Source organism: Bradyrhizobium sp. URHD0069 (assembly GCF_000701345.1).
Classification (GTDB): domain Bacteria; phylum Pseudomonadota; class Alphaproteobacteria; order Rhizobiales; family Xanthobacteraceae; genus Bradyrhizobium.
In genome coordinates this window covers 97488-111388 of sequence record NZ_JNIJ01000005.1, presented here as the reverse complement: position 1 = coordinate 111388, position 13901 = coordinate 97488, and the positions used below count along the sequence as shown (strand labels likewise).

Sequence of the window (13901 nt, the reverse complement as noted above, 5' to 3'; positions counted from 1 at the left end):
TCAATACAGGGACGATGTCGAAACGTTCATCGCCTGACGACCTGGGGACAATGTCGTCACCGCAGGACGCGACTGTGCCGGCGTCGGGCGAACGGTAGTCGTTCCCCTTGCTACCAACGCTTGGCCCTCCGGATGGGGCGCATTCTTCGGCAGTACCACGACCTTGGTGCCGACATTTGCGCGGCTGAACAGGTCGACGACGTCTTCATTGGTCATCCGGATACAGCCGCTCGACACGAATTTTCCGATGGTGGAGGGATCGTTGGTGCCATGAATGCGATATTGGCTGGAGCCGAGATACATGGCACGAGCCCCAAGCGGATTGCCGGGGCCGCCCGCCATGAAGCGCGGCAAATAGGGCTGGCGCGCGATCATTTGGGACGGCGGAGACCAATCCGGCCATTCTGCCTTCCGGCTGATGGTCTGCACGCCGGCCCAAGTAAAGCCTTCGCGGCCAACGCCGACGCCGTAACGAATGGCCCGGCCTTGGCCGAGCACGTAATAGAGCGCGGTGTTGCCGGTATCGATGACGATGGTGCCGGGCGCTTCGCGGGCATCAAAGGAAACGATCGCGCGCCGCAGCCGCTCCGGGACCGCGCTTCCGCTGCCACCGGCCTCATCGGTCAGCGCACCCGCGGGAAGCGCGAGCGCGCTGCCTGACGAAATTGAGCCTGACGAAAATGAGCCTGACGAAATTGAGCTTTGGGATATTGAGCTTTGGGATGCCGCTGCATAGCCGAGAACCTGCGCGCTCGCCTCGTTGGAGAGAAATGCCGGCGCAAGTAACAAAACCCCAGCGAATAGCAGCGCGCTGGTCGCGCGCGGCAGGTCCATGCGATTGGCTGCGAATTGCTGTGTCATGAATCGCCCCATTGATTGGGCATCACGCTGATGCTTCTGACACAACAAACGCGACCGAGGCTTTGCAGTTCCGCTCGACTGAGCAGCGGCCAATCGTGTCAACCCGGGGCAATCCTCACCTGCGATGGAACCTTTCGCAGGCCTGCAGGTTGTGCGGGGCAGATTTCGGCTCGCCAACGCCTTAAAACCACTTTGGCCGTTTGCATGCGGAGGAGAGCTCATTGCGTGTCCTTCCCAACGAACGTGTCCCACGCAGCGAACCGGGCACCTCGTTGCCTGACAGCACAGCCGAATTACCGCCGATCATCCGCCGCACAGAGCTGGTGGCCTTCGCACTGGTCGCACTGCTCCTGATCTGCGTTTTCGCCGTTCTCTATGTCGCGAAGGGATTCTTTCTGCCAGTCGTGGCGGCGTTCGTGATCGGCACCATGCTGTCGCCGGCCGCCGGTTTTCTCGAGCAGCATCGAATTCCCCGCTCGGTATCAGCGGTTCTGATCGTTTCCGGGGTTGGCGCCGGCGCCACGTTCATCGTCGGCCTGATCTCTTCACCACTCATGGAATGGAGCACGCGCCTGCCGGAGTTGGGATCGCTGCTCAGGGACAAACTGCACGTCTTCGATCGGCCGCTCGCACTCTGGCAGCAGGTCCAGATCATGCTGGGTGGATCGGATCCGATCACGACATTCCATCTGCCAAAATTCGATTGGGTTCAGCCAACCATCGAGTTCTTGTCGCCGACCTTCACCGAGTTCCTGCTGTTCTTTGTAACGCTGATCTTGTTCATCGCGAGCTGGCGTGATTTGCGCCGCGCATTGGTCCTGGCGTTCGGCGATCGTGCCTCACGACTGCGAACGTTGCGGATCCTCAATGAAATCGAGGACCATCTTGGCGGCTACCTACTTACCGTGACGACCATCAATCTCGCCGTCGGCCTGGCAACCGGCATCATCTGCGCGGTCGCCGGCATGCCCAACCCGGCCGCCCTTGGCGCGCTGGCCGTGATCTTGAACTACTTCCCCATCATCGGCCCGATCGCGATGTTTATAATTTTGACGGCGGTCGGAATCATGGCCTTCTCCACGCTCGGCGCTGGGCTGATCGCGCCGCTGGCTTTTGCCGGGCTCACCTTTCTCGAAGGTCATTTTGTTACACCGGCCATCATCGGTCGCCGGCTCGAGCTGAACGCGCTGGCCGTATTCATCGCATTGGCGTTCTGGACATGGCTGTGGGGACCGATGGGCGGCTTTCTCGCCTCGCCGCTTTTGATCGTGGCCCTCGTTCTCAAGGAGCATCTGCTGCCGGAGAATTCGCCGCAGCTGCCGCCGGATTAATCGGGTTTCGTGGCGCCGGGAACTTCCCGCAAAGCGCGGCGTTTGTGCCGTACGTAACCTGAGTAGTTCCCGGGAGCTTTTGATGTCGAGTACAAATGGCGAATTCGGAATGAAGAATCTGACGGATAAAGCGACCACTGAACGCCTCGAAAAGGATGTAGCAGCCGTGAAAAACGATATCGCAGCCCTGACCGAAAAAATCACCGACGCGCTCAACTCATTCGCCGGCACTGCCAAGAACCAGGCGCGCCACGGCTACAGGCAAGCCCGTGCCAATGTCGATTCGGCGGTGGAAGATGCATCGGAGCGTGGCGGCGCCATGATGGACGCCGCGCAGGAAGCGGCCTCCTCCATTGAAGAAACTCTGGAGGACGTCATTGCGCAGCGCCCGCTTGCGACCGTGGGCTTGGCGCTCGGCCTGGGGTTCCTGATCGGGTTGACCTGGCGCCGGTAACGACAAAGCGTCCGGCCCGTCGCAGTGGGCGATGTAATCAATTCTTTGATTTGAACACCGGCGCGCATGCGTCGTGGATTCGTTTGTCGGCATTAATTTCAGCGAGGCTTTCCGATGTTTCAGCGCATGATCGAAGATTTCAAGGAAAGTACCGGCACGGCCTTGCAGCTGACATCTCTGGCAACGGCGGCGGCCCTTTGCCTGTTCATCACGACATCGTTTCTGTGCGCTGCGGCCTTTGTCTTCGTGCTTCAGAGATATGGCCTGATCGAAGCCTGCCTGACCGGCGCCGCGGTGTTCTTTGTGGTCACGGTGATCGCGGCCGGCTGCTATATGGTGCGCAAAAACATGGTGCGCAAAAACCACGTCAAGGCTCGCGCAGAGCAGACCGCAAAATCAGCTGCGCAAACCGCGCTTTCCGATCCCATGCTGGTCGCGGCCGGCATCCAGGTGATCCGCGCGATCGGCATCAAGAGACTGATCCCGATTCTGGCGGTGGGTGGATTGGCGCTGGGATTTTTGGCAAGCCGCAACAGCGCGAGCGATCAAGCACCGGCGGAATGATCTTCGAAACCAGGATCAGGTGACGCAGCGGCCCGGCTCAAGCTGCTTGGCGACTTCGGTCAATACGCTGACGACCGGCTCGCAGGCCACCGTCAGCTTCCGCTTCCCGGACTTTGTCGCCGACGGAGGGCGAGAAGTATTGCGGGCCTCCTGGGCGGCTGGGATGCGGACAAGGACCGATGTATCGGAAAGCCCATCCAGCTGGAGCGAAATCGTCCGCGTCTGTGCCGCCGATTCCGCGATGCGAGCAACACGATCGGCTTTCGCGGCGCGATTAATCGAAGCTTCGGGGGCAACGGAGGAATTCTGACTTGGGGAATTCTGACTTGGGGAATTCTGCACAAGTCCGGAGAGATCGCGGCCCGACGCGAACTGAACGGCGCCACACGTCAGCGAAACGGCGATCGCCCCGAAGATAGCCCTGGATGTCTGCGGCATGTTCGTTGGTCCCTCGCCCCATGGCGATCAAGGACACAACGCGAACACACCGAGGCGGTTCTCAGCGCCTTCTATCACTTAACCGTGTGTAAAAATTTTGCGGAGGGCAGGAACAACTTTGGGGGCCTGTGCGTCATCCCGGCAGCCGGTTATCCCCCCTGCCCCATTGACCGGCGATGTGGGGCGCGGCTGTGGTGATGCCAGTCGCGCCCTGCTTTTTTTGTTGTGTCCCAAACTGCAATGTTTGCGCGGCCGAGTGCGGCAACGGCCGCCACGGCAAAAAGCCCGGCGCGTCGTGAAGCGCCGGGCTTATCAAAAGCAACAAGTCTCGCTCAGGAAGCGGCAGCTCGAGGCGCGCGGTTGCGCGAATTGCGCTGGAAGAACAGGGCCTGGCTGGCGACGGCCGATACCATCGCCGGCTGGAATGGCTTCGAGATCAGGAATGCCGGTTCGGGGCGCTCGCCGGTCAGGAAGCGCTCGGGGTAGGCGGTGATGAACACCACCGGGACTTCGAAGACCCGCAACAGCTCGTTGACGGCGTCGAGGCCGGAGCTGCCATCGGCAAGCTGGATGTCGGCGAGGATCAGACCGGGCTTCTTGTTCTTGGCCAGCGCCACCGCGTCGGAATGGGTGCGGGCGACGCCGATGACGTTGTGACCCAGGTTTCTCACCAGGCTTTCGAGGTCCATCGCGATGAAGGTCTCGTCCTCGATGATCAACACGTCAGTGGCGATCTCGGCGGCCATTTCCCGCCCCGCCGCATCAGCGAGCTTGCGGGTGTCGGCAACATCGCTGCCGAGAATGAACGCTACCTCCTCCTCGGAGAAGCCTTCCAGCGACAGCAGCAGAAAGGCCTGGCGCGGCAAGGGAGTGATGTTTGAAAGCCGCCGCTCCGGCGGCATCGGCAGGGTGGCGACGTCGGCATTTTCGTTGAGCGAAACCGAATTCCAGATCTGGGTAAACAGCTTAAAAAGCCCGGCACGGGGTCCGTGCCGCTCATCGAGCAGCGACGGATCCTGAAGCAGGGCTTCAAGCATGGCTCCGACATATGCGTCGCCCGACGCCTGGTTTCCCGTCAGCGCACGGGCATAACGCCGCAACAACGGTAGGTGTTCAGCAACCAGCTGTGATCGGGACATCCCCACTCCATCCTCTCGGGTCAGGTCAGAAAACCTATCAGAATACCTATATGGGGTGACCCGGTTCCCCTGCGTGCCTGACTACGCTTCAGGCCCAGAAAAGTTCCTCGGTTTCGGAACTTTCCAGCTGAGTTCGAATTAGCGTTTCTACACGTGTTACGCTGCAAGGGTTTCTAATCCGAGGTAATTCTTGAAGTTACAGGGACTTAACCCTCGGGGAAGCGTGGAACAGGTCATGAAAGATGTAAAGCCTCAAGCCAGCAAGAATGCGGCACCGGGAAAGCAGGGGGGCCTGAATGCCGAGATTCAATCAAGAATCGGCCACCAACTCCGCGCCATGTACGATGATATTGTGCGGCAGGGGGTGCCGGATCGGTTCGCGGACCTGATCCGAAAGCTTGATTTACCTGAGGCGGATCCCCAGACGGGAAACACCGGTGGTCAAACTGTAAAAAATGACGGGAGGGAGTAATGCCTCTCACAGACTCGCTTCGCGACGACATCTTGGCGTCGGTACCCAGCCTGCGCGCGTTCGCAATTTCACTCAGCGGCAACGGCGATCGCGCCGACGACCTCGTCCAGGAAACCCTGTTGCGGGCGCTCGCTAACATCGATTCGTTCCAACCCGGCTCAAACCTGGCGGCGTGGTTGTTTACGATCCTGCGCAACCTGTTCCGCTCCGACTATCGCAAGCGGCGGCGGGAAGTGGAGGATGCCGAGGGCAGCTATGCCAAGACCCTCAAAACCCAACCCGCGCAAAGCGCGCATCTCGAATTCGAGGAATTCCGCGCCGCGCTCGAAAAGCTTCCTCAGGACCAGCGCGAAGCGTTGATTCTGGTGGGCGCCTCCGGCTTCTCCTACGAGGACGCGGCGGCGATCTGCGGTTGCGCGGTCGGCACCATCAAGAGCCGTGTCAATCGGGCGCGATCGAAACTAAGCGCCCTGCTCTACGTCGACGGCGCCGAAGACTTCGGCCCCGATGAAACGGTGCGCGCCGTGATCGGCGGCAGCGGCGGCTAGTTCGAGCCTCGCTCGCGATACCAGAAAAGCGGTCACCGGTTGTGGCCGCTTTTTTTGAGAGGAGGTCCAGCGCAGGCCGCCGAATGCATTAAGAGCGAAACTAACGGCCCGGCTTCAGCGGTGCCGAGAATTGTTCGGAGCGATCCCTCTCCGTCATGTCGACAACCGTCTCCATCGGAGCGGTGAGCTCGTACACATAACTGACATCGGTGAAATATCGCTTCGATACACCTCCGAGTGCCTCCGGAGCGACGCGATCGAGCAGGATCAGGCCGAAATCACTGTCTTCCCTCCGTGTCGCGGCGCTGGTGTTGAACTCTTCCCAGCGAAAATGAAACGTCGTTTCGGGATCTTCTCCGGTCACTTCCCAATGCGCGACGATGTGGGGGTGCTTGCCGACCAGCGACAGGCCCTCGTCGGAATGCGACGCCAGCTCGAAAAACAAGAGCGAGAGACTCTGCGCGGCTCGCGCGCTCACCGCGATATCCGGACCGCTGACCGCGATGCGTTCGGCGTTAGGTATCGCGCGCGCCTCGAACAAGCCTTTCAGTTTCACGCCCTGCCATTGGCTTTCACTCAACAGCGAGACCACGTTCGACATGGCATGGATCCGGCCGATCAATAGTTCTCGGGCGACATCGATGTCGGAGCCATGGCGCAGTGTGCGCGTCACGATCGACTGGATCACCGCGAGGATGTTTTTCACCCGATGATTGAGTTCGTCGATGACCGCGGTCAGTCGGCGCTCGAAGCCGATCCGCACCTGGATTTCACGGCTGAGCCGCAAGTTGTTGTAGGCGACATATCCGAACAGCCCGCAGACGATGCCGGTCAAGGCAAGACCGATGGCGGCCACGAAGGCGGCCATCTGCTCGGCGCGCTTGACCGCGTTGGTCTTGGGGTAATAGCCGAGCGACCAGTCGCGGCCGCCGAATATCACTGTGCGCGTCATCGGGGGTGCAGACTCTTGCTGTGTTGCCGCCCTCGTCGTGACAATGCCCTGCGCGTTTTCGATCAGCTCGCCATCGGCGCTGCGAGGATCCTTCAGTACGACCGAGAACAGCGAGAGATCGTCGTTCGCCAGCATCAGCGACGCCAATTCATAGGAAAATGTCACGAAGCCGGCCGGTGAACTGCCACCCTCCTGCAGAACCGGCGCGGCAAGAACGAGGCCGATCGGCCCATTCGGGCGCAATAGCCCAATCGGATCGGAAGCCACCGGCTTTCCCTCGGTCATGGCCCGCGCCAGCATCGGGCCCAGAATCGGATGCTGACTGAGAGAACGTCCCGGGATGGCCATCGTCTCTTCATTGCGGGGTTCGACGTCCATCACCACGTCCATCGGCTGATCGAGAGACCGCGCATCCAAAGGCTGATCGTTGAAATCACGGATCGTCGGATTGGGAAAGCCTGCGCTGGCAAGCTCGGTACGCGCCGCTTCCAGCTCGTCCCGCTTCAGCCGTGCGATCCAGCTTGCGACGACGAAATCGGTTTTGAAGGCGTAGATCGACGACCGCAGCGGCTGCAGCATATTGGCCTTGATCACAGTAGGTGCCCGGAACAGGCCCGACGCGACGCGGGCGAGCAGTTCACGTTCGGTCAACCGGTCTTGAACCAGGCTGGCATGAACGTCGATCGCCCGCGCCAACGCGATTCCATTGACCCTCAGCTCCTGATCGTGGACGCGATTGGCCGCAAGACCGGAGAGCAGAACCCCGACAAGCGCGATAAAACCGATGATAAAACCCAGCCGAACCACTCGCTTACTCGGAAATGAGGAGTTGGCGAAGAAGGAGAACTATCTGCTTTCCGCGGGGGCGACAACGATCCGAAACAGAATGAAAACCAACCGTCTGAGATATTGGAGGAGCGATCATCAGTACGCAACTGCGGTTGGCGGCGAAGATTAACAAGGCAGCGGAGAGCGCCGTCTCGGCAACGGCGAAGAATGTTAATCGCAGCAAGGCGGCTTTGTTCCGACCAATGGCAAAAGTTTCTGATTTGGCTCGCCTCAGGGGGCTGGCGGGACCAAAAGGGTTAACGGCGGGGCGCATGGCGCAAAATGCACTCAACTCACTTTGGCCTGGGCCGGGGGGCTGAGACCCCCCTTGACCTCGATAAAGCTGACAATGCGGTCGAGGCCTTCGCTTTTCCTGAGGTTGGTCATGACAAACGGTCGTTCGCCACGCATGCGCCTGGCGTCGGTGTCCATCTTTTCCAGCGATGCGCCGACATGCGGCGCGAGATCGATCTTGTTGATGACGAGAAGGTCCGACCGGGTGATGCCGGGGCCCCCTTTCGAAGGGATCTTGTCGCCCGCCGCGACGTCGATCACATAAATCGTGAGGTCGGCGAGTTCGGGCGAGAAGGTCGCGGCGAGATTGTCGCCACCGGATTCGATCAGCACCAGATCGAGATCGGGAAATTTCGCACGCATGTCGGCGACCGCGGCGAGATTCATCGAGGCATCCTCGCGGATCGCCGTATGCGGGCAGCCGCCCGTTTCGACGCCCGCGATGCGGTCCGGCGTTAGCGATCCTGAACGCACCAGAAATTCCGCATCCCATTTGGTGTAGATGTCGTTGGTGATCGCGGCGATGTCGTAACGCTCCCGCATCGTCTTGCAGAGCAGGTCCATCAACGCGGTTTTTCCGGATCCGACGGGACCACCAATGCCGATCCGAAGCGGGCCGTTGTCAGACATGTCAGAAGTTCTTTCTATTTCGTCGTCCCTGCGAACGCAGGGACCCATAGCCACCGGCGGCTGTATCTTTAGCGAAATATCTCACCCCGTTCTCCAATCGCGATTGCACGGCGTATGGGTCCCCGCGTTCGTGGGGACGACGAGATAATGTGTGGAAGCGCCGTCCACTCATGACCTGAACAATCTCGTATACTGTGTTTCGTGTTGCATGCTGGCGAGATCGGCGCGAAAGCTTGCGCTGCCGAGATCATCGAGCGATGCCCGCAGCGCTCGTTTTGCCGTCGCGATCACGAGCGGCTCGAGCTGAACCAGCACGCGCTGGCTATCGGTTTGCCCGAGGGGAACAAGCCGTGCGCCGGCTGATATCCAGTTCGAAATCACTGCGTGAAAGAAAGCGTGCATGGTGGGCGCGAGAGGTATCGCATGCGCGGCGCTAACGAGGCCCACCGCGACGGGGTAGACGATTGGGCCGTCGCAATGCTCGATCATTCTCTCAAGGCCGTCGCAATTCCATGCGGCGCGCGCGATGTCGACGAACGCGCGTCCTTGCGCCGATGTCTCGAGCTGGCGCTCGCGCGAGGGCACGAAAGCAGCCGCAAGCTCGGCGACCTCGCGCAGCGCCGCATTGTCATGCGACGCCGCCGCCCGGTGCGCATGGGCCAGAAAAGCGCCGTCGCAAAATCCCGGTCCATCCGCGAGCATCGAGGCGAGCCAATCCCGCAAGGCTGCGGCGTCGCCGATGTCGCCGGCTTCCACCGCCCATTCGATGCCGCTGGAATAGGAAAACGCGCCGACTGGAAACGACGGCGACAGCCAGGTCATCAGCCGGTATAGCGCCGCCGCTTCGCCGTCCTGCATTCCGTCTGGGCCAGGGATCGGCTGCTTGACAGCTTCGCTTGCGGCGCCCGGTCGAGCCACCGCACGCCGCCGCGGTCTCGCCGGCGCCTTACTTGTGGTCATGAGCATGGGACTGGCCGTGTTGATGGTCATGGTCGCAATGCTCGTCATGGTGATGATGGTCGCCGTGATCGTGCGATGAATGATCGTGCACCGCATGCTCGTGCGGACCGCTTTCCGGCGCGTGGCCGCCGCCGGCATAGGCGCCGCCTTCGGGATCGAACGGCGCTTCGATCTCGATCACGCGGGCGCCTAACCCCCTGACCATCGCCTCGATGACGTGGTCGCGCCTGATGCGCAGGCCCCTGGCCGTGATCTGAGCCGGCAAATGACGGTTGCCGAGATGCCAGGCGACCCGAACCAGATGGTGCGGGTCGCTGCCCCTGATCTCGACCAACGGCTCCGGCGCCGCGACGACCTCGATCAGCCGGCCGTCCTCGAGCACCAGCGCGTCGCCACCGCGCAACACCACGGCGTTTTCCAGGTCGAGCAAAAACGCAAGGCCGCGCGTGCCGGTCATCGCCATCCGCCGCCGGTGACGATCGTCGAAATCCAGCACGACGGTATCGGCCGGCGCCTGCGTCCAGCGATGCTGCGCACAGACCTGCATCGCGCGAATCATGCAAAAATGCTCACAGCTTCTCGACCTTGCCGTCGCTGATGATCTCGATCACCGTCGGTGACACTTTCAGCGGCGCCGAATATTCGCGCCAGACTTTCATATGCGGCGCGCGGCCATGCGCAGCGAGATCCTCGCGACTTTCCCAGCGCTCGACCACCACGAAAAGATTGGGGTCGTTGATGCTGGTGTGGCTCTCATAGGAAATGCAGCCTTTTTCCTTCCGGGTGACCGCGATGCATTCCTTGTCGCCCTTGATGAAGGCATCCCGCACTTCCGGCTTCACTTGAGAGGTGGCGACGACATAGATCATTGGATTGGTCTCCCGGTTTTTTTCTTGATTAGCGGACGTCGACTTTTTCGGGCGTAATCACCTCGATCCTGGGTGGGGCCGACATGCATTTCACGGCAACGCGGCCGAACGTTTTCATGTGCTCGGCGCTGCGGTGCGGCACCAGCGCCTCGGCATTTTCCCATTGCTCGACGAACACCATTTTGGCCGGATCGGTGACGCTTTCATGCAGGTCATAGGCAATATTGCCAGCCTCTTTGCGGGTTTCCTCGATGCAGGCAGTCGCGGCGGCGATGAACTCGGCGCGAGTTTCAGGTTTCACGGTCAGCGTGGCAACGACATAAATCACGAAAGTCCTCCCGGTCTTTTGTTGTGGCTTTGAGATGCCGGAAGGACCATAGCGCATGATCCACCGAAGTGTGAGCGGTTTGGCGACAAGATCATGGGCCCATTTAACATCTAGAGCGAGGTCGAACGCAAAACCGCTACCCACTTTTGCTGACCGCGCGCTAGAACATGAAATAGCGCTGCGCCATGGGCAGCACCTCGGCGGGGGCGCAGGTCAGGAGTTCGCCGTCGGCGCGCACTTCATAGGTCTCGGGATCGACCTCGATCTTGGGCGTGGCGCCGTTATGGATCATGCTCTTTTTGGAGATGCCGTCACGGGTGTTTTCCACCGCGTAGAGCTTCTTGTCGATGCCGAGCTTCTTCGCCAGCCCCGAAGACACCGCCGCCTTCGAGGAAAACACCACCGACGAGGCCGTCAGCGATTTGCCGAAAGCTGCGAACATCGGCTGGTAGTGCACGGGTTGCGGCGTCGGTATAGACGCGTTGGGATCGCCCATCGGGGCGGCGACGATGGAGCCGCCCTTGATGATGCAATCCGGCTTGACGCCGAAGAATGCCGGCGACCACAGCACGAGATCGGCGAGCTTGCCCTTTTCCACCGAGCCGATCAGCTTCGATACGCCATGGGCGATCGCGGGATTGATGGTGTATTTTGCGATGTAGCGCTTGACGCGGAAATTATCGTTGCTGCCGTTGTCCTGCGGCAGCGAGCCGCGCTGCTTCTTCATTTTGTCGGCGGTCTGCCAGGTGCGGATGATGACTTCGCCGAGCCGGCCCATGGCTTGCGAATCCGAGGACATCATCGAAAGCGCGCCCAGATCGTGCAGGATATCTTCCGCCGCGATGGTTTCTTTGCGGATGCGGCTTTCGGCGAAAGCGAGATCTTCGGCGATCGATGGATCGAGATGGTGGCACACCATCAGCATATCCAGATGCTCGTCGATGGTGTTGCGGGTAAAAGGGCGCGTCGGATTGGTCGAGGAAGGCAGCACGTTCTTCAAGCCGGCGAGCTTGATGATGTCAGGCGCGTGACCGCCCCCCGCGCCCTCGGTATGGAAAGCATGAATGGTGCGACCCTTAAAGGCTTTCACGGTATCCTCGATAAAGCCCGACTCATTCAGCGTGTCGGAATGGATCATCACCTGGATGTCGTGATCATCGGCAACCGAAAGACAATTGTCGATCGCTGCAGGCGTGGTGCCCCAATCCTCGTGCAGTTTTAACGCACAGGCGCCGGCGTTGATCATCTCCACCAGTGATGCCGGACGCGATGCGTTGCCCTTGCCGGAAATGCCGAGATTGACCGGAAATGCATCGAACGACTGAATCATCCGCGCCATGTGCCAGGGGCCGGGCGTGCAGGTGGTCGCGAACGTGCCGTGCGACGGACCGGTGCCGCCGCCCAGCATCGAGGTGACGCCAGACATTAATGCGTGCTCGATCTGCTGCGGACAGATGAAATGGATATGGCTGTCGAACCCGCCTGCGGTGAGGATTTTCCCCTCGCCCGCGATGACGTCGGTGCCGGGGCCGATCACGATGTTCACGCCGGGCTGGATGTCGGGGTTGCCGGCCTTGCCGATGGCGCTGATATAGCCCTCCTCGATCGCGACGTCGGCTTTCACGATCCCCCAATGATCGACGATCAGCGCATTGGTAATCACGGTATCGGCCGCGCCCTGCTTGTTGGTGACCTGGGATTGGCCCATGCCGTCGCGGATCACCTTGCCGCCGCCGAACTTCACCTCCTCGCCGTAGACGGTGAAATCCTTTTCGACTTCGATGATGAGCTCGGTGTCGGCCAGCCGCACCCGATCGCCGGTGGTCGGCCCGAACATGTCGGCATAGACGGAACGCTTGATCTTGGTCGCCATCATCGCGCTCCATCGGCGGAAATGTTCCCTGCCCGCTTGCGGGGCAGGGTTAGGGAGGGGGTTGAGCACGTCGTAGTCAAAGCGCGCTCCTTGCTGCCCTTACGGTCTCGTCGAACATCCGGTCGAGCACCGCGTTGCTGCCGCGGCATCCCGCGACCACCTTCTCGGCCCAGGCGAGATAGTCGATCAGATCGTCGCGCTCGTCCTGGTTCGGTTGAGGCACAATGCGTGCGCGAATATTGCTGATCTTGTCGGCAATCTTGATCAGCCTGGCTCCCGGCGATTTTTGTGGCGCGTCGATAATCTGCCTTCGCCGGCGCTCGTGCTTTGGCAAGGTCATATCGTCAGTCACCTCGACCACGAGTGCTGCGACGCGCTCGCCGAACGTCCTTGCCAGTTCTTGATGGGTGGTTTCCGTGTCCTCGATGGTGTCGTGCAGCCAGCTGGCCGCCACAAGCTCGGCGTCTTTCCCTTCGGTCGCTATCGAAAGCAAGTTCGCGACCTCGGCGAGGTGATTGACATAAGGCTCATTGCCGCGCCCCTTGCGCTGCTGGCCGCTGTGACGGCGCGCCGCGAGGTCGGCAGCTTCGGAAACGAGACGCAAGGCTGACAGCATCGCCCTACAGCTTCCCCATCACATCGCCGCGAAAACCGTAGATGACGCGCTTGCCGGCGACCGCCACCAGTTGCACGTCGCGGGTTTGCCCCGGCTCGAACCGCACCGCGGTGCCGGCCGCGATGTCGAGCCGCATGCCGCGGGCGCGTCGGCGGTCGAACTTCAGCGCCGGGTTGGTCTCGAAGAAATGATAGTGCGAGCCGACCTGGATCGGACGATCGCCGGAGTTGGCAATCGTGAGCGTCACGGTCTTGCGGCCGGCATTGAGTTCGATCTCGCCGTCCTTGATGAACATCTCGCCGGGAATCATCGTGCATTCTCCTCAGCCGTTCGGGGCGCGTCAAAGACCGAACCCGGAATCTCGAAATCAATTGCCTCTGGATTGCCGGTCTGCGCCTGCAACGCATCCCCGAATGACGTTTTCATCTGATCGGCTCGTGCACGGTGACGAGCTTGGTGCCGTCCGGAAACGTCGCCTCGACCTGAATGTCGTGGATCATTTCCGCAATGCCCTGCATCACCTGGGCACGGGTCAACACTTGCGCGCCGGCCTGCATCAGATCGGCCACGGTGCGGCCGTCGCGCGCGCCCTCGACGATGAAATCGGAAATGATGGCGATGGCCTCGGGGTGGTTGAGCTTGACGCCGCGCTCCAGCCGCCGCCGCGCCACTATCGCGGCCATCGAGATCAGAAGCTTGTCCTTTTCGCGGGGAGACAGATTCATGCGGGCACTGTAACCAATT

The 13901-nt window shown here is 61.0% G+C and carries 18 protein-coding genes; 5 read left to right on the top strand and 13 right to left on the bottom strand.

Translation table 11 applies throughout. The features are described from left to right. A complete protein-coding gene (locus N554_RS0100550) occupies positions 1-861 on the bottom strand; it encodes a L,D-transpeptidase (protein ID WP_029581677.1) in 861 nt (286 codons plus the stop codon). A 221-nt stretch (positions 862-1082) separates the two neighbouring features. On the opposite strand from N554_RS0100550, the gene N554_RS0100545 reads away from it, so the two are divergent. The 3 genes from N554_RS0100545 (at position 1083) to N554_RS0100535 (ending at position 3210) form a co-directional block, all read left to right on the top strand. Then, entirely contained in the window at positions 1083-2192 is a 1110-nt protein-coding gene (locus tag N554_RS0100545; RefSeq protein ID WP_029581676.1) for an AI-2E family transporter, read from the top strand. Positions 2193-2274: 82 nt separating this feature from the next. Beyond that, positions 2275-2646 (top strand): ElaB/YgaM/YqjD family protein, encoded by a 372-nt coding sequence (locus N554_RS0100540; RefSeq protein ID WP_029581675.1) that lies wholly within the window; start codon positions 2275-2277, stop codon positions 2644-2646. 114 nt (positions 2647-2760) lie between these two features. Beyond that, the gene (locus N554_RS0100535; RefSeq protein WP_029581674.1) at positions 2761-3210 is read left to right on the top strand and encodes a hypothetical protein; all 450 of its coding nucleotides are present in this window, start codon (positions 2761-2763) and stop codon (positions 3208-3210) included. Between the two features lie 15 nt (positions 3211-3225). Here N554_RS0100535 and N554_RS0100530 read toward each other — a convergent pair whose 3' ends face one another. Next, positions 3226-3648 carry a hypothetical protein gene (locus N554_RS0100530; RefSeq protein WP_029581673.1) on the bottom strand — a complete coding sequence of 141 codons (423 nt, stop codon included), beginning with the start codon at positions 3646-3648 and terminating at the stop codon, positions 3226-3228. 332 nt (positions 3649-3980) lie between these two features. Further along, positions 3981-4787 (bottom strand): response regulator, encoded by an 807-nt coding sequence (locus N554_RS0100525; protein WP_029581672.1) that lies wholly within the window; start codon positions 4785-4787, stop codon positions 3981-3983. A 235-nt stretch (positions 4788-5022) separates the two neighbouring features. Between N554_RS0100525 and N554_RS0100520 the strand changes: the two genes are divergently transcribed. Both N554_RS0100520 and N554_RS0100515 read left to right on the top strand, forming a co-directional pair. After that, the gene (locus N554_RS0100520; RefSeq protein ID WP_029581671.1) at positions 5023-5259 is read left to right on the top strand and encodes a NepR family anti-sigma factor; all 237 of its coding nucleotides are present in this window, start codon (positions 5023-5025) and stop codon (positions 5257-5259) included. Further along, the gene (locus N554_RS0100515) at positions 5259-5807 is read left to right on the top strand and encodes a sigma-70 family RNA polymerase sigma factor (RefSeq protein WP_029581670.1); all 549 of its coding nucleotides are present in this window, start codon (positions 5259-5261) and stop codon (positions 5805-5807) included. Before N554_RS0100520 ends, N554_RS0100515 begins: the two co-directional genes overlap by 1 nt. 100 nt (positions 5808-5907) lie before the next feature. Here the strand turns inward: N554_RS0100515 and N554_RS0100510 are convergent, their stop codons facing one another. The 10 genes from N554_RS0100510 to N554_RS0100460 all read right to left on the bottom strand — a co-directional run bounded on the left by N554_RS0100510 (position 5908) and on the right by N554_RS0100460 (position 13882). Then, the gene (locus tag N554_RS0100510) at positions 5908-7566 is read right to left on the bottom strand and encodes a CHASE domain-containing protein (protein WP_029581669.1); all 1659 of its coding nucleotides are present in this window, start codon (positions 7564-7566) and stop codon (positions 5908-5910) included. Between the two features lie 309 nt (positions 7567-7875). After that, positions 7876-8511, bottom strand: a complete 636-nt coding sequence (gene ureG / locus N554_RS0100505; protein WP_029581668.1) for an urease accessory protein UreG — start codon at positions 8509-8511, stop codon at positions 7876-7878. A 168-nt stretch (positions 8512-8679) separates the two neighbouring features. Further along, positions 8680-9369: an urease accessory protein UreF gene (locus N554_RS0100500; RefSeq protein ID WP_051677221.1), complete on the bottom strand. Its 690-nt coding sequence runs from the start codon at positions 9367-9369 to the stop codon at positions 8680-8682. 88 nt (positions 9370-9457) lie between these two features. Next, entirely contained in the window at positions 9458-10030 is a 573-nt protein-coding gene (locus N554_RS0100495; RefSeq protein ID WP_029581666.1) for an urease accessory protein UreE, read from the bottom strand. 10 nt (positions 10031-10040) lie between these two features. Beyond that, entirely contained in the window at positions 10041-10340 is a 300-nt protein-coding gene (locus tag N554_RS0100490; RefSeq protein ID WP_029581665.1) for a putative quinol monooxygenase, read from the bottom strand. A gap of 28 nt (positions 10341-10368) precedes the next feature. Continuing rightward, the gene (locus N554_RS0100485) at positions 10369-10668 is read right to left on the bottom strand and encodes a putative quinol monooxygenase (RefSeq protein WP_029581664.1); all 300 of its coding nucleotides are present in this window, start codon (positions 10666-10668) and stop codon (positions 10369-10371) included. A 160-nt stretch (positions 10669-10828) separates the two neighbouring features. Then, positions 10829-12541 carry an urease subunit alpha gene (gene ureC, locus N554_RS0100480; RefSeq protein WP_029581663.1) on the bottom strand — a complete coding sequence of 571 codons (1713 nt, stop codon included), beginning with the start codon at positions 12539-12541 and terminating at the stop codon, positions 10829-10831. A 76-nt stretch (positions 12542-12617) separates the two neighbouring features. Then, complete coding sequence (locus tag N554_RS0100475) at positions 12618-13157, bottom strand: HD domain-containing protein (RefSeq protein WP_029581662.1); 540 nt, start codon at positions 13155-13157, stop codon at positions 12618-12620. A gap of 4 nt (positions 13158-13161) precedes the next feature. Continuing rightward, positions 13162-13467 carry an urease subunit beta gene (locus tag N554_RS0100470; protein WP_029581661.1) on the bottom strand — a complete coding sequence of 102 codons (306 nt, stop codon included), beginning with the start codon at positions 13465-13467 and terminating at the stop codon, positions 13162-13164. 112 nt (positions 13468-13579) lie between these two features. Beyond that, on the bottom strand, positions 13580-13882 hold the full coding sequence (locus N554_RS0100460) for an urease subunit gamma (protein ID WP_029581660.1): 303 nt from the start codon (positions 13880-13882) through the stop codon (positions 13580-13582). Positions 13883-13901: the final 19 nt, after the last annotated feature.

What these genes read in the sequence shown, in the direction of transcription:
- N554_RS0100520 (WP_029581671.1), top strand. Translation starts at nt 5,023, where the DNA reads ATGAAAGATGTAAAGCCTCAAGCCAGCAAGAATGCGGCACCGGGAAAG.
- N554_RS0100500 (WP_051677221.1), bottom strand. Translation starts at nt 9,369, where the DNA reads ATGCAGGACGGCGAAGCGGCGGCGCTATACCGGCTGATGACCTGGCTG.
- N554_RS0100515 (WP_029581670.1), top strand. Translation starts at nt 5,259, where the DNA reads ATGCCTCTCACAGACTCGCTTCGCGACGACATCTTGGCGTCGGTACCC.
- N554_RS0100535 (WP_029581674.1), top strand. Translation starts at nt 2,761, where the DNA reads ATGTTTCAGCGCATGATCGAAGATTTCAAGGAAAGTACCGGCACGGCC.
- N554_RS0100470 (WP_029581661.1), bottom strand. Translation starts at nt 13,467, where the DNA reads ATGATTCCCGGCGAGATGTTCATCAAGGACGGCGAGATCGAACTCAAT.
- N554_RS0100490 (WP_029581665.1), bottom strand. Translation starts at nt 10,340, where the DNA reads ATGATCTATGTCGTCGCCACCTCTCAAGTGAAGCCGGAAGTGCGGGAT.
- N554_RS0100495 (WP_029581666.1), bottom strand. Translation starts at nt 10,030, where the DNA reads ATGATTCGCGCGATGCAGGTCTGTGCGCAGCATCGCTGGACGCAGGCG.
- N554_RS0100525 (WP_029581672.1), bottom strand. Translation starts at nt 4,787, where the DNA reads ATGTCCCGATCACAGCTGGTTGCTGAACACCTACCGTTGTTGCGGCGT.
- ureC (WP_029581663.1), bottom strand. Translation starts at nt 12,541, where the DNA reads ATGGCGACCAAGATCAAGCGTTCCGTCTATGCCGACATGTTCGGGCCG.
- N554_RS0100460 (WP_029581660.1), bottom strand. Translation starts at nt 13,882, where the DNA reads ATGAATCTGTCTCCCCGCGAAAAGGACAAGCTTCTGATCTCGATGGCC.
- N554_RS0100540 (WP_029581675.1), top strand. Translation starts at nt 2,275, where the DNA reads ATGTCGAGTACAAATGGCGAATTCGGAATGAAGAATCTGACGGATAAA.
- N554_RS0100530 (WP_029581673.1), bottom strand. Translation starts at nt 3,648, where the DNA reads ATGCCGCAGACATCCAGGGCTATCTTCGGGGCGATCGCCGTTTCGCTG.
- ureG (WP_029581668.1), bottom strand. Translation starts at nt 8,511, where the DNA reads ATGTCTGACAACGGCCCGCTTCGGATCGGCATTGGTGGTCCCGTCGGA.
- N554_RS0100550 (WP_029581677.1), bottom strand. Translation starts at nt 861, where the DNA reads ATGACACAGCAATTCGCAGCCAATCGCATGGACCTGCCGCGCGCGACC.
- N554_RS0100475 (WP_029581662.1), bottom strand. Translation starts at nt 13,157, where the DNA reads ATGCTGTCAGCCTTGCGTCTCGTTTCCGAAGCTGCCGACCTCGCGGCG.